Below are 18233 nucleotides of genomic sequence, written 5' to 3'. Positions count from 1 at the left end.
CGGCCGGGTGCCGTGGCCACTGTGGATTCCGGCGGCACTCGGGCTGGCGCTGGTCGTGCTCCCGGTCGCCGGGTTGCTGCTGCGTGCCGACCTCGCCCGCCTTCCCGAACTGCTGACCACCCCGGCCGCCCTGCACGCGCTGCGGCTGTCCCTGCTGACCGCCGCCCTTTCCACGGTCGCCTGCCTGCTGCTGGGGGTGCCGCTCGCGGTGGTGCTGGCCCGCGCGCGGCTGCGCGGGGTGCGGCTGCTGCGCGCCGTGGTGCTGCTGCCGCTGGTGCTGCCGCCGGTGGTCGGCGGGTTGGCGCTGCTGTACCTGCTCGGCCGCAACGGCTTCCTCGGCTACCTGCTGGAGGTCACCGCCGGGGTGCGGGTGCCGTTCACCACCGCGGCCGTGGTGATCGCGCAGACCTTCGTCGCCATGCCCTTCCTCGTGGTCAGCCTGGAGGGTGCGCTGCGCGGCGCCGGGGATGCCTACGAGCGGGTCGCGGCCACCCTCGGCGCGCGCCCGCTGACCACCTTCCGCAGGGTCACCGTCCCGCTGCTGCTGCCCGCGATCGGCTCGGGGGCGGTGCTCAGCTTCGCCAGGGCGCTCGGCGAGTTCGGCGCGACCATCACCTTCGCCGGCAGCCTGCAGGGGGTGACCAGGACGCTCCCGCTGGAGGTCTACACCCAGGCCGAGGTGGACACCGACAGCGCCGTCGCGCTCGCCCTGCTGCTGGTCGCGGTGGCGGTGCTGGTGATCGCGATCGCCCGGCCGCGGGCCTGGGAGGGTGCCCGGTGACCCTGCATGCCGAGCTGGACCTGACTCGCGGCGCCTTCCACCTCACGGCCACCGTGGACGTGCCGGCAGGGGGTGTGCTGGCGATCCTCGGGCCGAACGGCTCCGGCAAGTCCACCGTGCTCGGCTGCCTCGCCGGGCTGCTGGACCCGGACACCGCCCGGATCACCCTGGCCGGCCGCATCCTGACCGACTCCACCCGAGGCGTGCGCGTGCCCCCGCACCAGCGCGGGGTCGGCCTGCTCGCCCAGGACCCGCTGCTGTTCCCGCACCTGTCCGTGCTGGACAACGTCGCCTTCGGGCCGCGCTCGCGCGGGGCGCGCCGGGCCGAGGCCGCGCGGGTCGCCCGGCACTGGCTGGCGGAGGTGGGCGCGGCCGAGCTGGCCGGCCGCGGGCCCGCCCAGCTCTCCGGTGGGCAGGCGCAGCGGGTGGCGGTGGCCCGCGCGCTCGCCGGGGAACCCGGCCTGCTGCTGCTGGACGAGCCGCTGGCCGCGCTGGACGTGGACGCCGCCCCGGCGCTGCGCGGGCTGCTGCGCCGGGTGCTGCGCGCGGAGGCCCGCACCGCCGTGCTGGTCACCCACGATCCGCTGGACGCACTCACCCTCGCCGACCAGGTGGCGGTGCTGTCCGGCGGCCGGGTGGTGGAGGCCGGACCGACCAGGGCGGTGCTGTCCGCGCCCCGGACCGCGTTCACCGCGCGGATCGCCGGGCTGAACCTGGTCGAGGGCACGGCGACCGGAACGGGGCTGCGCACCGCGGCGGGTGAGCCGATCACCGGGATGCTCGCCGAGGACGCCGTGCCCGGCGAGCCCGCGGTGGCCGTGTTCGCACCGGGCACGGTGGCGGTCTACCCGGAAGGGCAGGCGCCGGTGGGAAGCCCGCGCAACACCGTGCCGGCCACGGTGGGCACCCTCGAACCGCATGGTTCCCTGGTGCGGCTGCGAGCCACCGGCGCGGGCTGGGCCGCCGGGATCGCCGCCGATCTCACCCCGGCCGCGGTCGCCGAGCTGGGGCTGGACCCCGGCAGCCCGGTCCGCCTGGCGATCAAGGCCACCACGGTACTGATCCATCCGGCACCATAGGCGCCATGACCGAGCAGCGGTGGAACTACCTGACCGATATGGACGGCGTGCTGGTGCAGGAGGAGCACCTTGTGCCGGGCGCCGACGAGTTCCTCGGGGAGCTCAGGGCGAACGGGACCAAGTTCCTCGTCCTGACCAACAACTCCATCTACACCCCGCGCGACCTGCGGGCGAGGTTGCTGCGCACCGGGCTGGACGTGCCCGAGTCGGCCATCTGGACCTCCGCGCTGGCCACCGCCAAGTTCCTCGACTCGCAACGGCCGAACGGCTCGGCCTTCGTGATCGGCGAGGCGGGGTTGACCACCGCGCTGCACGAGGCCGGTTACGTGCTCACCGACCGGGATCCGGACTACGTGGTGCTCGGCGAGACTCGCACCTACAGCTTCACCGCGATCACCAGGGCCATCCGGATGATCGGGGACGGGGCGCGGTTCATCGCGACCAACCCGGACGCCACCGGGCCGAGCCGGGAGGGCATCCTGCCCGCGACCGGCTCGATCGCCGCCCTGATCGAGCGGGCCACCGGCCGCCAGCCCTACTACGTCGGCAAGCCGAACCCGCTGATGATGCGTTCGGCGCTGCGGGCGCTGGGCGCGCACTCCGAGCACACGTTGATGATCGGCGACCGGATGGACACCGACGTGCACTCCGGGATCGAGGCCGGGCTGGAGACCGTCCTGGTGCTCACCGGGATCTCCACCGCCGAGACGGCCGAGCGCTACCCCTACCGGCCGACCCTGGTCGTGGATTCCATCGCTGACCTGGTCGGACGCACCGGAGATCCGTTCCAGGCGGCCTGAACCGGTGCGGCGCGCGGCCGGGGCTTATCGTCGTGGGGGTGAGTGACGAGCAGGGGCCCGCGACCTACGTCGTCGGTGACGTGCACGGGCACCGCGAGGAGCTGGTCGAGCGGCTGCGCGCCCGTGGCCTGGTCGACGAGTCCGAGGACTGGGCGGGCGGCACGGCGCGGGTGTGGTTCCTCGGCGACTTCGTGGATCGCGGTCCGGACGGGATCGGTGCGGTCGATCTGGTGATGCGGCTGCAGGAGCAGGCGCCGGAGGCCGGTGGCTCGGTGGAGACCCTGCTCGGCAACCACGAGGTCCTGCTGCTCGGGATGTACCACTTCGGCGACACCGACGTGCCCTCGGACTTCGGCCCGCGCAGCTTCGCCCGGAGCTGGGAGATCAACGGCGGCCAGCAGGCGGACCAGGAGCGGCTCACCGAGGAGCATGTGGAGTGGCTGTCCACCCGGCCACTGGTCGCGCATGCCGCCGACCACCTGCTGCTGCACTCCGACACCCTGGAGTACCTGGACTGGGGCGACGACGCCGAGGAGATCAACGCCGGCGTGCACGAGGTGCTCGCCGGGGACGACCTCGCGGAGTGGTGGGAGGTCTGGCGGCGGATGACCACCAGGTACGCCTTCCGCGGCCCGAACGGCGCCGAGGTGGCCGGGGCCATGCTGAGCCTGCTCGGCGGCAGCCGGATCGTGCACGGGCACAGCGTGATCGCCGATCAGCTCGGTATCCATCCCAGCCAGATCGAGGAGCCGTACCTGTACGCGGGTGGCACCGTGCTCGGCGTGGACGGCGGGCTGTTCGCCGGCGGCCCCTGCCTTGTCGTGCCGCTGCCATGGGAACCAACCGAGTAGCCGACCGGGTAACCTGCCCGCTACTTTCGTCGGCGGACGTTCCCAGCCCGGTCCGCCGCCGGCGAGCTGAACTGCGATTTCCGGGGACCGGGCGGTGGGTGTGAAAATCCGGCGCCCCGCCGTGCCGCGTGCCCCCGTTAACTTCGCGAGACGCAGAGAACCCTGCATATAGTAAGGAGCTCGACGTGTCACGCAAGCTTTTCGCAGCGCTCACCCTGCTGTTCTCGCTGGCGCTCGCGCAGCTGGTCGGTGTCCCGGCCGCCACGGCCGCACCGGCACCGGAGACCCAGCAGGTACGCACCCTGTACTACGACTCCAGCCGGGCCGCGGAGTTCCGGGACGCGATGGACGAGGGCGCCCGGATCTGGAACGAGAGCGTCAGCAACGTCCGGCTCGAGCGCGGGTCGCCCGCCTCGATCACCATCATCGCCGACAACGGCTGGCCGAGGGCGCAGGTGCGCAGGCTCGGTTCCGGCACCATCTGGATGGGTAGGCAGGCGGTCAACCAGGGCCACGACGAGATCCGGATCGCCGCGCACGAGTTCGGTCACCTGCTCGGCCTGCCGGACCGCAGGACCGGGCTGTGCGAGGACCTGATGTCCGGCGCCAGCGCGGGCACGAGCTGCACCAACCCGTACCCGAACCGGGCCGAGCGGGCCGAGGTGGAGCGCAACTTCGGCGGCTGGCGCCCCGCGGAGTCCTTCCGCGGCTTCTTCCCGGAGCGGGAACTGGCCGTCCGGTAACCGGTTTGCCGGGATCGTGCCGGTTCACCGCTGGACCGGCACGATCTCCCTGCCCAGTGGCACCAGCGCCACCGGCACCAGCTTGACGTTCGCGATGCCGAGCGGGATCCCGATGATCGTGATGCACAGCAGGATCCCGGTGACGAGGTGGGTCAGCGCCAGCCACGAGCCGGCGAAGATGATCCAGAGGATGTTCCCGAGCAGCGAGGCCACCCCGGCGCCGTGCCGATCGGTGAGGGTGCGCCCGAACGGCCAGAACGCGTAGTTCGCGATCCGGAACGAGGCCAGGCCGAACGGGATGGTGATGATCAGGATGCAGCAGATGATCCCGGCCACCAGGTAACCGATCGCCAGCCAGAATCCGGAAAGGACGAGCCACAGCACGTTCAGGATCGCGTTCATGGCGCCCATTGTCCCGGGCCGGCCACATCCGCGAGTTTGCTGCTCACGCGCCCGAGTTGGCCGCTCACGTCGGCGAGTTTGCTGCTCACGTCGGCGAGTTTGCTGCTCACGTCGGGTTCGCGAGCGAGCGGACCAACCGGCCCAGACCTCTCCATTCGCAGATGGCCGCCTCCGGCCCGGCTTCCTAGACTCGGGCCGGGTTGCCACCGTCGTCGGCGCAGGAGGACACCATGCCCGCCGTACCGAGTTACGTGTCCGGGACCGCCGAGGTCCCGCTGATCGGCGACACCATCGGGGACAACCTGGACCGGACCGTGACCGCACACCCGGACCGGGACGCGCTGGTGGATCGGGCCGCGGGCCTGCGCTGGACCTATCGCGAGCTGGCCGCCGAGGTGGACGCGCTGGCGCTGGGCCTGCTGGACCTCGGCGTCGGCAAGGGGGACCGGGTGGGTATCTGGTCGCCCAACCGTGCAGAGTGGACCTTTCTGCAGTACGCCACGGCCAAGATCGGCGCGATCCTGGTGAACATCAACCCGGCCTACCGCTCGCACGAGCTGGAGTTCGTGCTGAACCAGGCCGGGGTGTCCCTGCTGGTCGCCGCCGAGTCGTTCAAGACGTCGGACTACGCCGCGATGATCAAGCAGGTGCGCCCGCGCTGCCCGGACCTGGCGCGGGTGGTCCTGCTCGGCGGCGAGTCGTGGGACCGGCTGCTGGCTGGCGGAAGGCGGGCCGATCCGGCGCGGCTGGCCGAGGTGGCCGGCGGGCTCAGCGCCGACGACCCGATCAACATCCAGTACACCTCGGGCACCACCGGTTTCCCCAAGGGCGCCACGCTGTCCCACCACAACATCCTGAACAACGGCTTCTTCGTCGGCGAGCTGTGCGGGTACACCGCGGCCGACCGGGTGTGCATCCCGGTGCCCTTCTACCACTGCTTCGGCATGGTGATGGGCAACCTGGCCTGTACGAGCCACGGGGCCTGCATGGTGATCCCGGCGCCTTCCTTCGATCCGAAGGCCACGTTGGACGCCGTGCAGGCCGAGCGCTGCACCTCGCTGTACGGGGTGCCGACGATGTTCATCGCCGAGCTGGCCGAGCCGGAGGTGGACGCCTACGACCTTTCCAGCCTGCGCACCGGGATCATGGCGGGTTCACCCTGCCCGGTCGAGGTGATGAAGCAGGTCATCGAGCGGATGGGCATGGCGGAGGTTTCCATCTGCTACGGGATGACCGAGACCTCGCCGGTGTCCACCCAGACCCGTGCGGACGACTCCGTCGAACGCAGGGTGTCCACCGTGGGCAGGGTGGGGCCGCACCTCGAGGTCAAGGTCGTCGACCCGGAGACGGGGCGCACCGTGCCGCGCGGCACGCCGGGAGAGCTGTGCACCCGCGGGTACTCGGTGATGCTGGGGTACTGGCAGCAGCCGGACAAGACCGCCGAGGTGATCGACGCCGCGCGGTGGATGCACACCGGCGATCTGGCGGTGCTGGACGAGGACGGCTATGTGACCATCACCGGCCGGATCAAGGACATGGTGATCCGTGGCGGGGAGAACATCTACCCCCGGGAGATCGAGGAGTTCCTGTACACCCATCCGGACATCCTGGACGCGCAGGTCATCGGCGTGCCGGATGAGAAGTACGGCGAGGAGCTGATGGCCTGGGTGCGGCTGCGCGAGGGCGCCGAGGAGCTGACGGCGCAGCGGCTGCGCGAGTTCTGCCATGGCACGCTGGCGCACTACAAGATCCCGCGCTACGTGCATGTGGTGGACGAGTTCCCGATGACCGTGACCGGCAAGGTCCGCAAGGTGGACATGCGCGAGCAGTCCCGCGCCCTGCTCGGTCGCTAGGAGCGGAGCGTGGTGGCGATCTGGTCGGGGGCCAGGCGCCGGGGAGCGACGTAGTAGAGGATCGCGCCCGCGGGCAGCTCGGTCTGCCAGGACGGGTTGACCATCAGTTCCCCGTCCGCCCTGGCGGCGAGCACGATCGCGCCGTGCGTGCGGCCGAGCGCGGTCTGGCAGTCACCGACCCGCACCGACCCCAGCGACTCCGGCAGCGTCGCCGAGTAGGTGTTGGTTCCGCCGTGCGTCATCAGCTCGGCGTAGACCTCCGCGATGCCGGGGGACTGCAGCTCCTCGGTGATCATGCGCGGGGTGTGCCACTGCACGCACCGGATGCTCTCGTCCACGTACTGGATCAGCGACACCCTGGCCATATCCCGCAGGGTCACCACGACGTGGGCGCCGTCGGTCACATGATCCACGGTCACCGCCACGGCGAGCGCCTCGTTGTCGTCCCGCGCGTCCACCAGCACGCAGCGCGCCCGGTGCACACCCGCGCGTTCCAGTACCTCGCGCTCGGTCAGCTCACCGCGCACGAAGTCGACCTCGCGGTCCGGCATCGGATGGCTCCCGACGTCGTCCCATACGCAGACCACCACCTGCCCGGCGTCCTCGGCGAGCAGCTGGTCGACGATGCGTTCGGTCCGTCCGGCCGTGTAGCCGAGCAGTACGGTGTGGCCGGAGGCGTCCACGGTGATCGCGCCCTGCATCCGTCGTCCCCTCGCGTTCTCGAGCACTGTCGCCAGCCTGGTGAAGATCGTGGTGAGCGTGGCGATACCGCCGACGATGACGTAGACGCCGACGATATGGCCCCCCGCCGACTCCGGATAGAAGTCGCCGTAGCCGACGGTGGAGGCGGTGACCACGAACCACCACCAGTAGTTGGCGGGCTGGACGATCTCGCTGCCCCAACCCTCGGCGAGCGCCAGCAGCGGCCATGCCGTCGCGGACACGAAGACGGCCACCACCACCGGAGTCACCCAGCTGCGCAGGAACGTCATCCTGGCCAGTAACCGGGTCAGAAAGAAGGGCACGCTGCTCCCCGCCGTACGACTGGGTCGGTTCGTCTGGTCGCGCGACAATACCAAGAAGACCGAAAGCCGCCCGCTCAAGCCGGCCAGCTGACCGGCTGCTTTCGGTCGGATTGGTATCTACCGGCACAGTAACCCGGGGCAGGGTGCGTGGCAGCCGGGTGTGTCCAACCGGTGATCAGCCGGTGGGGCGGGCGGCCTCGGCGAACTCCCTGGCGTCCTCCTCGCCGAAGGTGTCCTCCAGCCGTTCCGGGGAGTAGTCCACATCGACCTGCTCGACCGGCATGCCGCGGGCCGAGGCGATGGCGCCGAGTCGCCGTTGCGCGCGATCGGCCGCGTACCGGGTGAACTCCTCGGAGTCGATGCCGAAGGGCGGTTCGTCGAACTGGTCGGTGACCCACTGGATCATGTCCAGCGCGACCGGAAGCAACTCGCCCATCCGCCGCTGCACCACGTCCCACAGCGCGTCGTTCGCGGCGATGTGCCTGCGGCAGGTGAAGGTGCCCCAGGCCATGTGCCTGCGCTCGTCGTCGCCGATCCGGCGGACCAGTTCCTGCATCCCGGGCAGGATCCCGCGGGCGGTGCAGACCTTCTGCCACGCGTAGTACCCGGTCAGCGCCAGGCAGCCCTCGATCACGTGGTTGTAGGTCACGCTGGCCCTGATCTGGTTGGCCGGGCTGGGATCGGTGGCGAGCACCCCGAGTGAGGACGGCAGCTCCTCGTAGAACAGCGTGCGGTAGTGCGGGTTGTCCGCCACGAACGGGTGCAGGTCCTCGTTCAGTCCCACCGCGTCCATCCAGCGCCGGAAGACCTCGGTGTGCTTGGCCTCCTCGAAGCAGAACTGGGTGAGGTACATCTCGTCGGCGAGCCTGCCCTCGGCGGCCATCGCGCCCATGAACGGCTGGATGTCCTCGGTGACGGCCTCCTCACCCGCGATGAACTGGGCGCACAGGAAGGTCGCCGAGCGCCGCTCCTCGTCGTTCAGGCTCGCCCAGTCCGCGGCCTCGCGGCTGAAGTCGAGATCGGCGGGGTTCCAGAACTTGCCGTTCCCCTTGACGAACAGCCGCAGCGGGAAGGAGTCCCAGTTCAGGCCGCCGCTGCTGAGGGAGCGGAAGCCGGTGCGGTGCGGGGTGGTGCTGGCGGCGCTGGCAGTCATATCCGCGACCTTTCTGTGTTCACTGGGAGGGTTCACCGGGAGGTTGTTGCCCGGCGTGCCGGAGGGCCGGACCGAGCACCGCGCAGACGGCGTCGGCGGTCCCGGCGGCGGGGTGGGTCGGTAGCACCAGATGGCTCAGGGTGAGTCGCACCGCGGTTTCGGCGAGCAGTTCGGTGGTGGCCTCCTCCAGGTCCGGCAGCCTGCTGCGGTAGTGGGTGCGCACCAGGTCCATGGCCGCGCGCAATACCGGCTCGCCTCGGGTGGTCAGCAACGGCAGCAGGTCGGCGGCGGTTCCGGTGCCCAGTGCGGCGGCGACAAGCCGGTCGGCCTGCGCGTGCTCGATGGTGAACGTCACGGCGTGATGGACGCCGGTGAGCAGGTCCTCGGCCTCGGTCAGCCGCTGGTTCACCCCGTCCAGGAAGGTCGAGGTCGTGCGCAGGACCACCGCCTGCGCGAGCTCGGCCTTGTTGCCGAACTCGTTGTAGACGGTCTGCCTGCTCACGCCCACCCGGGTCGCCACGTCCGCCATCCGCAGGCCCGCGTACCCCTTGTCCGGCAGCAGGTCGGCGGCGGCTTCGAGGAGTTCCTCACGCAGCGAGGCACGAGCACGCACCGCGAATCGAGTGATATTCGACACAGGTCGAGTTTGACACAGTGGTCCTATTTGTCAAGCAGATGGACGTGAGATGTTCCTGTGTCCAATTGCCGTCCGGGCTACCGTGGCGGGGTGACCATCACCATCGGCTTCGACCTGGACATGACGCTGATCGACCCTCGCCCCGGCATGGTCGCGGCGATGGACGCGCTGGGCGCCGAGGCCGGGCTCACGCTGGACGGGGAGCACTTCGCGGCGAACCTGGGGCCGCCGCTGGAGGACGTGCTGCGCGGGTTCGGGGTGCCCGAGGAGCGGGTGCCGGGCCTGGTTGCCCGGTTCCGGGAGATCTACCCGGAGATCGTGGTGCCGAGGACGGTGGCCTTGCCGGGCGCGGCGGCGGCGCTGCGTGCCGTCGGCGAGGCCGGGCGCGGCACCCTGGTCGTCACCGGGAAGTACGGCCCGAACGCCGCCCTGCATCTGCGTGCGCTCGGCCTCGAGGTGGGCATGCTGGTGGGTGAGCTGTGGTCGGCGGAGAAGGCGCGGGCCCTGATCGAGCACGGGGCGCTCGCCTACGTCGGGGACCACGTCGGCGATGTCCGGGGTGCGCTGGCGGCGGGTGTGGTCGCGGTCGGGGTGACCACCGGCCCGTGCACGCGGGCCGAGTTGTCGGACGCCGGTGCGGAGGTGGTGCTGGACTCACTGGAGGAGTTCCCCGGCTGGCTCACGGCCAACGCGGACCGGCTGGCCGGCGTGCCCTAGCTGGTCCGCTTCGCCTCCCGGACCAGTGCGATCAGGCCGAAGGCCAGGCCGAGTGGGGTGATCACCCCGGCCGCGGCGCTGAGCCAGACCGGCAGGTTCTGCCACCCGGCGGCGAACATCACGAACACGGCGACCACGGCGAGCATCCCGAGCGCGAACAGCCCGATGCCCAGTCGCATCAGCACGGACTTGCGCCGTGGCCCACCGGGTCCGGGCGGCGTGTTCGGGCGAACGGCTGTCTCCATGCCGCCATCCTAGTGCGGTGCCGGGTATCTGCTTCTCCCCAGTGCAGCAGCCGGGATAGGCTTGGTGCCTGCGCGTCCTGGGTACGCCCTAGGACGCGTTTCGTCGTGCATGGCCCGCCTGGTCATGCGGACTCGTGAGCACAGTGAAGGAACGGTGAGGGCAGTGCCGACCGGCAAGGTCAAGTGGTACGACGCGGAGAAGGGATTCGGCTTCGTCACCCAGGACGGCGGTGAGGACGTCTATATCCGCAAGGCCGCGCTACCGCAGGGGGTGGAGGGGCTCAAGGCCGGCCAGCGGCTGGAGTTCGGCGTCGCCGACGGGCGGCGTGGCCCGCAGGCCCTCTCGGTCCGCCTGCTCGACCCGCCGCCTTCGGTGGCCGAGGCGCGGCGCCGTCCCGCCGAGGAGCTGCACGGGCTGGTCGACGACATGATCAAGCTGCTGGAGAGCCGGGTTCAGCCGGACCTGCGCCGTGGCCGTTACCCCGACCGCAAGCACACCAAGCGAATCGCCGAGGTGATGCGCGCGGTGGCCCGCGACCTTGACCCGTGATGCGCCCCTAGACCGGCTCGATCCGGAGTATCCAGATCCCGCGGGTGACCAGTTGTGGGTCGCCCGAATCGTCCAGGAGCGGATCACCGGCTTGGTCGGCCGCGTAGGCGGCGCCGACCTGCTGTATCTCGACGGTCAGTACCTGGTCACCGGGGCGATCCCCGGTGACGGTGTAGGCGTGCCGCGTTCCGGGGCTGAAGAACCGCCATTTGGGTTCCTGTCGCTCGCCCGAGGCATTGGCGTACTGGGTTATCACAACCCACGGTGCATCGCTGACCTCGGCCGGCACCGAAACCTGCACCGGGTAGCCGGGCCGTGCGGGTAGTGTCGCGGTTCCGCCCTGTTCGCACGAACGTACCCGTACGTCACAGTGCATTAGCGGGGCCGCTTGGACGGAGTCCCCGTCGACGAAGAAGGTGACCTGGGGCGCGCCGGGGGCCGAGCAACCGGCCGCCACGAACGCGGCACAGGCAACGACAACGGCCAGGCGACGCAGCATGCGCCTGAGCCTAAAGCCTCCCCACCCGGTGGTCAGCGGTGGGACTGCGCGTGCGGGGCGCCGTTGCCGGTGGCGCCGGGGCGCAGCGGGCGGTCGCCGCCGAGTCCGGGGATCAGCGAGCTGCCCTTGCGCACCAGGTGGGTCTGCGCGAGGCCGACGGCCAGCAGCACGGACACCACGAGGAAGCCGATCCAGTACGTCGGCGGCAGCAACAGCCCGATCGCGCCGCCACCGCACCAGGACAGCTGCAGCACCGTCTCCGAACGCCCGAACGCCGAGGCGCGGGAGGCGTCCGGCAGGTCGTCCTGGATCACCGCGTCCAGGCTGATCTTGGCGAGCGCGCTGGCGGTGGCCCCGACCAGGCCGACGATCGCCGCGGTGCCGAGCCCGGCCAGCACGGTGGCCAGCAGGGTGGCCAGCAGCACACCCGCGACGCAGCCGACGATCACCTGGTCCGGGCGGCCGAGATGAAGCCGGGAACCCAGCGCGTTGCCGAGGAAACCGCCGGTACCGGCCGCCGCGCCGATCGCGCCCAGCATCAGCAACTGCATGAACGGGCTCTGCCCGCTGTTCTCGGTCTGCGCCTTCACCGCGAACGCGGCGAACATCATCAGGAACCCGGTGAGCACCCGGATCGTGCCGTTGCCCCACAGCGCGACCACCACATGCCGGCCCATCGGCTGCCGTTTCTTCTTCGCCCCGCGCTCGGGGTGCGCGGACAGCGAAGCGGGCACCTCGCCCTCGGTGACCTCCACCCAGGCGGGGATGCGCATCGCCTGCACCGCGCCCGCCACGCAGATCACCGCGGCGAACCAGAGCGCGCCGGGGGAGCCGAAAGCCCAGTTGAACCCGCTGGCGATCGCGCCGGAAGCGCCCATCGCGCCGAGGCCGAACACGGTCAGCCGCGCGTTCGTCTTGGAGAGGGTGATGTCCGGCGGCACCACTCTCGGCGCGACCGCCGCCTTGAGCACCATGAACGACTTGGACAGCACCATCTTGCCGAGCGCGGCCGGATACAGGCCCCAGTCGTCGAAGTGCAGCGCCATGATCACGCACATCAGCGCGGAACCGGCCGAGGTGACGCAGATCGCCAGCCGCCGACCGCGCTGGAGCCGATCCAACGCCGGCCCGATCACCGGTGCCACTAGCGCGAACGGGGCGATCGTGATGAGCAGGTACAGCGCGACCCTGCCCCGGCTCTCCCCGGTGCTCGCCGCGAAGAACAGGGTGTTGGCCAGTGCCACCGCCATCGCGGCGTCGCTGGCGTAGTTCAGCATGGTCGCGTAGGTCATCGAGGTCAGCCCGGACTTGTCCGCGCCGTCCGCCCTGGTCGCCCGGTGGAAGGCTCCCACGGCCTGCCCGGTCAGCTGCCTGCCGCGCAGCGCGGCCACCCTGGTCACGGTGATCTTCTTCGGCAGCTTCGGCACGCTGCCCTGCTGCGGCGGTTCGAAACCCGACCTGGCCTCGGGCCGCTCGTCATCCTCCGGCTGCGGTGGAGGTGGCGGTGGCGGTGGAGTCGGTGGTGGTGGCTGGTGCGGCGGTCGGCGACGCTCGTAGCCGTCCGTGCCGTACCGCTCGTAATCGCCGGCGGCCGGCGGGGGTGGGGGCGGCGCGGATTCGCGGTAGGCGGGCCGGCTGCGCCACCGGTCGTCCGGGGGTGGCGGCGGTGGCGGGGGATACGGGCGCGCCCCCCGCTGTGGCGGGGGTGGCGCGGCCGGCGGCCCTTGCGTGGGCACCGCTCCGGTGGGCGCGTCGTCCGCGGTCGGGGCGGGGTTCCCTGCGGGAGGGGGCGGGTAGCCGCGGGACTGCGCGGGGTAGGCCTGCCGGGTCGGCTGCGGGGGCGACTGCGGGGGCGGCTGCTCGACCCGGGTGCGGTCCACCGGGCTCGGCCGGTCCGAACCGGGCTCGGGCGTCCACTTGCGCTTGCCTTTTCGGCGCCCCTTGCCCTGCCGGCCGGACCGGGTACCGTCCGGGTCGGACTGGGGACCGAAGCGCATGTGTCAATCCTGCCGTACTCGAGGTCGGTCTGGTCGCGTCTCAGCCGGACGCGACCAGTCTCACCCGGAACATCTTGGGCCATAGCTTCCCGGTGAGCAGAAGCTGGTCGGTGCCCGCTACCGCGGCGATACCGTTCAGCACGTCCGCCTCCGCGCGCTCGGCCGGATCGAGCAGGCCGGAGGCGTCGATCTCGGCGGTGACCTCCCCGCTGCCGGGGTCGATCCGCAGGATCCGGTCGCTCCGCCACACGTTGGCGTACACGGTGTCGCCGACGCACTCGAGCTCGTTCAGCTCGGTCACCGGCTGCCCGCCCGCGGCGACCCGCACCGAACCGGTCTCGGCGAAGGTGCGTGGATCGCGGAAGGTGAGCTCGGCCGAGCCGTCGCTCATCACCAGCCTGCCCCGCTCCGGCTGGTGGCACAGTCCCCAGCCCTCACCGGAGTACTCGACCCTGCGCAGCTCGGCGAGGGTGTCCCGGTCGCGTTCGACGGCGACCTCCCCCTTCCAGGTCAGCTGCCACAACCGGGAACCGACCACGGTGATCCCCTCACCGAACAGCGGGGGCGGCAGGTCCACCCGTACCGGGGGCGCCGCGCCGAGCGGCCCGGCCCGCACCGAGGATTCGCCGACCAACCCGGTCCCCTCGAACAGGGTGTCGCCGTGCAACTCGAGTCCTTGGGTGAACGCCTCGGGGTCGTGCCGCAGCACCTCGAGCACCTCGACCCGCAGCCGGTCGACGGCCCGCTCGGAGGTCTGCCCCGGTGCCGGTGTGCCCGTGCAGGCGGCGAGCACGCCGGCCGTGATCAGCAAGGCGGTGACGGTACGCACTCCGACAGCCTGACACGAGTTCGCCGTGGTCGTGCTGCACAATTGGGGCATGACCCTGCTGCTGACTGCCGACGACGGTGCGATCCAGGACGCTCTGGCGGGCGCGGTGGAGCTCGCCAGGGAGGCGGCGGTGGCCGATACCGATACCGAGCAGGTCGGCGGGCACGTCGGCGTCGAACGGGAGGACGCGGTCTCGGTCAGCCATCTCTTCGAGGCCACCCTGCCCGGCTACCGGGGCTGGCGGTGGTCGGTCACCGTGGCCACGGCGGGCAGGGAGGAGCCGGTGACGGTCAGCGAGGTGGTGCTGCGGCCGGGGCCGGACGCGCTGGTCGCGCCACGGTGGGTGCCGTGGGAACGCCGGGTGCGGGCCGGTGACCTCGGGGTCGGCGACATCTTCCCCACCGAGGAGGACGACCTGCGGTTGGTGCCCGCCTACCTGGACTCCGACGACCCGGAGGTCGAGGAGGTCGTTACCGAGATCGGCCTCGGTCGCAAGCGGGTGCTGTCCAGGTACGGCAGGCAGGAGGCCGCGAGCCGGTGGCGCGCGAGCGAGTTCGGGCCGCGCTCCGATATGGCGCGCAGCGCGCCGGACGTCTGCGGCACCTGCGGGTTCTACCTTTCCCTCGCCGGCTCGCTGAGCGCGGCCTTCGGAGTGTGCGGCAACGAGATCGCGCCCGCGGACGGGCATGTGGTGCACGTCGAGTACGGCTGCGGGGCGCATTCCGAGGTGCGGGTCGACTCCGCCTCCTCGGTGCCGGTGGCCGAGCTGGTCTACGACGACTCCCTGCTGGACTCCGCGCCACTGACCGAGGCGCCGAGTGCATCCGCGGGCCGCTGAACCCGCCGAGTCCTTCGGGATCGACGGGCTGCGCTCCTCGGTACTGCGGGCCTGGCGGGACTCGCCGACCCGGTTCACCGAGGACACCAACGCCGAGCACGACCTGCGCGTCGGCGGCTACCGCGACCGGCTGCTCGTCGAGCTCGCGCAGAACGCCGCGGACGCCGCGGCACTGGCGGGGACCCCGGGGAGGCTGCGGGTCACGCTCGCCGGGCGCGAGCTGCGGGTGGCCAACACCGGCGCCCCGCTGGATGCCGCCGGGGTCGCCGCGCTGGCCTCCCTGCGGGCCTCGGCGAAGCCCGAGGGCCGCACGGTCGGCCGGTTCGGCGTGGGGTTCGCCGCCGTGCTCGCGGTCTGCACCGAACCCCGGGTGGTCTCCCGCGACGGCGGGGTCGCCTTCTCCGCGGCCCGAACCGTGGCGGCCACCGGCGCTGATGGGGCCGTCCCGGTACTGCGGCTCCCCTGGCCGCTGCCGCCAGGGGAGCCGCCCCCACCGGAGGGCTTCGACACCGAGGTGCGGCTGCCGCTGGCCGAGGGGGTGGACACGGCGGGGCTGGTGGACCGGCTCGCCGCCGAGGTACCCGAGCTGCTGCTGGCCCTGCCCTGGCTCGGCGCGATCGAGGTGGAAGGCAAGGAGTGGCGGCGCACCGACTTCGGTGCGGGCCTGCTCGAGCTGACCGGGCCGGACGGCACCACGCTGCGCTGGCTGACCCACGCCGTGCCGGGTGCGGCCGCCCGCTGGGCGCTCCCGGTGGACGAGGCGGGTGTGCCACGGCCGCTGGAGGCCGATGTGCTGCACGCGCCCACCCCCACCGACGAGCGGCTGTCCCTGCCCGCAAGGCTGATCGCGACCCTGCCGATCGAGCCCTCCCGCCGCAGGGTGCTGCCCGGCGAGGCGGCTACCGCGGTGCTGGAGTCCGCCGCGCGAGGCTATCCCGAGCTGGTGCGCGCGGTCGCGCCGGAGCACCGGCTCGCGCTGGTCCCCGCCGCGGGCTTCCCGCTGTCCGAAGTAGATGAGTCCGTGCGCGAGCTGGTGCGCGCGGCACTGCGTGCCGATCCGTGGCTGCCCGCCGCCTCCGGTGGGCCGGATCTACCCGGTGGGCGGGCCAGGCTGCTCGAGGCCGACGCTCCCGACCTGGTCGAGCCGCTGGCGGAGGTGTTGCCCGGCCTGGTGGCCGCTCCGCTGTGCGGCCATCCGCGGGCCAGGGTGGCCGCGCGGGTGGGCGCCACCCCGGTCGGCACCGCCGAGCTGATCGAGGCCGTCACCGGGATCGCGCGGCCGGTGGGCTGGTGGTACCGGCTCTACGGGGCGCTGCTGGCCGCGGTGGACGGTGGGCGGCTCGCGCTGGACGAACTGGGCGCGCTGCCGGTTCCACTGGTGGACGGGCGCACCCTGCCGGGCCCGCGCGGGGCGCTGCTTGCCGACACCGGTACCGGGCTGCCGGGCCTGCTGTCCGAAGTGGACATCGTCGGGCTGCGCGTGGTGCACCCGGAGGCCGCGCACCCGCTGCTGGAGCGGCTGGGCGCGCGGAAGGCGGGTCCCGCCGACCTGCTCGCCGCGCCGGAGCTGCGCGAGGCGGTCGAGCGCAGCCTCGCCGACGCGCTGTCCGGAATGGACACCGGACCACTGGCCGAGGTGCTACTGCGCCTGGTTTCCGAGTCCGGCCCCGGGGCCGCGGGCGGGCTCGCCGGGCTGGCCCTGCCGGGCGAATCGGGTTGGCGGCGGGCCGAGGAGCTGGTGCTGCCCGGAGCCGAGCTGCTGGAGGTGCTGGACCCGGAGGCACTCGGCCCGGACGCGCCGCTGGAGGTGCTGGACGCGGAGTTCGCCGGCCGCTGGCCTGCCGAGGTGCTCGCCGGCGTCGGGGTACTCGACTCCTTCACCGTGCTCACCGACGAGGAACCGGCCGGCCCCGAGCACGACCTGCCCGAGGAGGCTGACTGGTGGGACGCGGTCGCCCCCTGCCGGGTGCATGCCGTGCGCGACCTCGATCTGGTCGCCGACGACGCCTGGCCGGCCGCCTTGCGGCTGCTCGCCGCGAGCCCGGATACCTGGCGGGCGCTGACCGAGCCGGGCGGGCATACCGGCTGGTGGATCGCCCGGTACGCGCTGCTGGCCGGGCGGGCCCCCGCGCAGTGGCGGCTGCCCGAGGCCACCGCGCTGGCCGGGCTGTACGACCCGGTGCCCGACCTCGGGGTGCGCGCCGACCTGCTGCGGGCGGCCGGGGTGCTGGCCGAACTGGTCATCGCCGATGCGGCGGACGCGGCCGAGTTGCTGGACCGGCTCGGTGATCCGGAGCGCGCGGTGGCACCGGGGCCCGCCGCCCGCGCGCATGCCGCGCTGGCCGACGCGGAGCTGCCGCTGCCCGAGCTCGACCCACCCGAGCGGGTGCGCACCCTGGAGGGCGCGGTGGCCGACGCGGAGCGGGCCATGGTGCTGGACCGGCCGTGGCTCGCCGCGGTGCTGCCCGCGCGGCGGCTGGTCGCGGTGCCCGGCTGGGACCGCGCAGGCAGGCTGGCCGAGCTGCTGGACCTGCCGGCCGCGAGCGAGTGCGTGGCGGCCGTGCCACCCGCGGACGGCGAGTACGTGGACTGGGCCGAGCTGGGCGCGGTGCGACTCGCCGCCGAGCTGCTGGCTCTCGAGCTTCCCGCGGGCGGGGTGGTGGTGCACGACCGGCTGACCGTCACCGTCGAAGGGCAGCCGCACGAGGTGACCTGGTGGTGCGCCGAGCACCCGCATGCGGAGGACAGCTCGGCGGGCCTGGCCAACGCGCTGGCCTGGGCCGCCGACCGCTGGCCGGACCGGCACCTGCTCGCCGCCCTGCTGGACGACCCCACGGCCACCACCCTGCTCACCTGACCGTGCTCGCGGCGTGTTTGCTCCCCACGCGCACGAGTTTGCTCCCCACGTGCACGAGTTTGCCCGCCACGCGCACGAGTTTGCCGTTCGCGTGCGTCAGAGACCCCGCTGCGCTCCCCGGGCGCCGCGCCGGGCGGCGACGCGCTGCCAGGCCATGACCCCGAAGCCGATCAGCCCGAGTACCCACCCGGCCAGGGTGGTCCACAACCACACGCCGTCCTGCCCGGTCAGCAGCAACACGAGGAACGCGGCCAGCCACAGTCCGGTGCCCACCACGACCACCGGCCACAGCTCGAGCAGCCGTGTCGGCAGCTCCGGCGGCGCGGACAACCCGCCCGTGCCCCCGGCATCGTTGCTCGGTTCCTCCACCTGAGGAA

General features: G+C 72.3%; 19 protein-coding genes. 10 read left to right on the top strand and 9 right to left on the bottom strand.

Annotation, left to right across the window (positions count from 1 at the left end):
• Nucleotides 1-7: 7 nt before the first annotated feature.
• The 5 genes from FB471_RS13205 (at nt 8) to FB471_RS13185 (ending at nt 4254) form a co-directional block, all read left to right on the top strand.
• Nucleotides 8-781 carry an ABC transporter permease gene (locus tag FB471_RS13205; RefSeq protein ID WP_141998256.1) on the top strand — a complete coding sequence of 258 codons (774 nt, stop codon included), beginning with the start codon at nt 8-10 and terminating at the stop codon, nt 779-781.
• A complete protein-coding gene (locus FB471_RS13200) occupies nt 778-1860 on the top strand; it encodes a sulfate/molybdate ABC transporter ATP-binding protein (protein WP_141998254.1) in 1083 nt (360 codons plus the stop codon). The genes FB471_RS13205 and FB471_RS13200 overlap by 4 nt, the downstream gene beginning before the upstream one ends.
• A 5-nt stretch (nt 1861-1865) precedes the next feature.
• Nucleotides 1866-2660: an HAD-IIA family hydrolase gene (locus FB471_RS13195; protein ID WP_141998252.1), complete on the top strand. Its 795-nt coding sequence runs from the start codon at nt 1866-1868 to the stop codon at nt 2658-2660.
• A 38-nt stretch (nt 2661-2698) separates the two neighbouring features.
• A complete protein-coding gene (locus FB471_RS13190; protein ID WP_141998250.1) occupies nt 2699-3511 on the top strand; it encodes a metallophosphoesterase in 813 nt (270 codons plus the stop codon).
• 185 nt (nt 3512-3696) lie between these two features.
• The gene (locus FB471_RS13185) at nt 3697-4254 is read left to right on the top strand and encodes a snapalysin family zinc-dependent metalloprotease (RefSeq protein ID WP_141998248.1); all 558 of its coding nucleotides are present in this window, start codon (nt 3697-3699) and stop codon (nt 4252-4254) included.
• A 24-nt stretch (nt 4255-4278) separates the two neighbouring features.
• On the opposite strand, the gene FB471_RS13180 is transcribed toward FB471_RS13185, so the two are convergent.
• Nucleotides 4279-4656, bottom strand: a complete 378-nt coding sequence (locus FB471_RS13180; protein ID WP_141998246.1) for a YccF domain-containing protein — start codon at nt 4654-4656, stop codon at nt 4279-4281.
• Nucleotides 4657-4886: 230 nt separating this feature from the next.
• On the opposite strand from FB471_RS13180, the gene FB471_RS13175 reads away from it, so the two are divergent.
• Entirely contained in the window at nt 4887-6509 is a 1623-nt protein-coding gene (locus FB471_RS13175) for an AMP-binding protein (protein ID WP_141998244.1), read from the top strand.
• Here the strand turns inward: FB471_RS13175 and FB471_RS13170 are convergent.
• The 3 genes from FB471_RS13170 to FB471_RS13160 all read right to left on the bottom strand — a co-directional run bounded on the left by FB471_RS13170 (nt 6506) and on the right by FB471_RS13160 (nt 9315).
• Nucleotides 6506-7534 (bottom strand): ion channel, encoded by a 1029-nt coding sequence (locus FB471_RS13170; protein ID WP_141998242.1) that lies wholly within the window; start codon nt 7532-7534, stop codon nt 6506-6508. The genes FB471_RS13175 and FB471_RS13170 overlap by 4 nt on opposite strands.
• 175 nt (nt 7535-7709) lie before the next feature.
• A complete protein-coding gene (locus FB471_RS13165; protein ID WP_141998240.1) occupies nt 7710-8687 on the bottom strand; it encodes a R2-like ligand-binding oxidase in 978 nt (325 codons plus the stop codon).
• A 19-nt stretch (nt 8688-8706) separates the two neighbouring features.
• Nucleotides 8707-9315 carry a TetR/AcrR family transcriptional regulator gene (locus FB471_RS13160; RefSeq protein ID WP_142001868.1) on the bottom strand — a complete coding sequence of 203 codons (609 nt, stop codon included), beginning with the start codon at nt 9313-9315 and terminating at the stop codon, nt 8707-8709.
• Nucleotides 9316-9414: 99 nt separating this feature from the next.
• Here FB471_RS13160 and FB471_RS13155 point away from each other — a divergent pair, with 99 nt between their 5' ends.
• A complete protein-coding gene (locus FB471_RS13155) occupies nt 9415-10041 on the top strand; it encodes an HAD family hydrolase (protein ID WP_141998238.1) in 627 nt (208 codons plus the stop codon).
• On the opposite strand, the gene FB471_RS13150 is transcribed toward FB471_RS13155, so the two are convergent.
• Entirely contained in the window at nt 10038-10286 is a 249-nt protein-coding gene (locus FB471_RS13150) for a hypothetical protein (protein WP_425457059.1), read from the bottom strand. The genes FB471_RS13155 and FB471_RS13150 overlap by 4 nt on opposite strands.
• Nucleotides 10287-10449: 163 nt before the next feature.
• Between FB471_RS13150 and FB471_RS13145 the strand changes: the two genes are divergently transcribed.
• Nucleotides 10450-10836 carry a cold-shock protein gene (locus FB471_RS13145; RefSeq protein ID WP_142001864.1) on the top strand — a complete coding sequence of 129 codons (387 nt, stop codon included), beginning with the start codon at nt 10450-10452 and terminating at the stop codon, nt 10834-10836.
• A 7-nt stretch (nt 10837-10843) separates the two neighbouring features.
• Here the strand turns inward: FB471_RS13145 and FB471_RS13140 are convergent, their stop codons facing one another.
• Genes FB471_RS13140 through FB471_RS13130 form a run of 3 tightly spaced genes read right to left on the bottom strand, consistent with a single transcriptional unit; the run spans nt 10844 to nt 14161 of the window.
• Entirely contained in the window at nt 10844-11335 is a 492-nt protein-coding gene (locus tag FB471_RS13140) for a DUF2771 family protein (RefSeq protein WP_141998236.1), read from the bottom strand.
• Nucleotides 11336-11367: 32 nt separating this feature from the next.
• Entirely contained in the window at nt 11368-13332 is a 1965-nt protein-coding gene (locus tag FB471_RS13135; RefSeq protein WP_141998234.1) for an MFS transporter, read from the bottom strand.
• A 40-nt stretch (nt 13333-13372) separates the two neighbouring features.
• Entirely contained in the window at nt 13373-14161 is a 789-nt protein-coding gene (locus FB471_RS13130; protein WP_246076386.1) for a glutaminyl-peptide cyclotransferase, read from the bottom strand.
• A gap of 49 nt (nt 14162-14210) precedes the next feature.
• On the opposite strand from FB471_RS13130, the gene FB471_RS13125 reads away from it, so the two are divergent.
• Entirely contained in the window at nt 14211-14999 is a 789-nt protein-coding gene (locus FB471_RS13125; protein WP_141998230.1) for a DUF3027 domain-containing protein, read from the top strand.
• Complete coding sequence (locus tag FB471_RS13120) at nt 14980-17856, top strand: sacsin N-terminal ATP-binding-like domain-containing protein (RefSeq protein ID WP_141998228.1); 2877 nt, start codon at nt 14980-14982, stop codon at nt 17854-17856. The genes FB471_RS13125 and FB471_RS13120 overlap by 20 nt, the downstream gene beginning before the upstream one ends.
• A 96-nt stretch (nt 17857-17952) precedes the next feature.
• Here the strand turns inward: FB471_RS13120 and FB471_RS13115 are convergent, their stop codons facing one another.
• The gene (locus FB471_RS13115; RefSeq protein ID WP_246076385.1) at nt 17953-18225 is read right to left on the bottom strand and encodes a DUF2530 domain-containing protein; all 273 of its coding nucleotides are present in this window, start codon (nt 18223-18225) and stop codon (nt 17953-17955) included.
• Nucleotides 18226-18233 lie beyond the last annotated feature (8 nt).

This window comes from Amycolatopsis cihanbeyliensis (assembly GCF_006715045.1).
GTDB lineage: Bacteria > Actinomycetota > Actinomycetes > Mycobacteriales > Pseudonocardiaceae > Amycolatopsis > Amycolatopsis cihanbeyliensis.
This window is presented reverse-complemented; position numbering and strand designations above follow the sequence as displayed.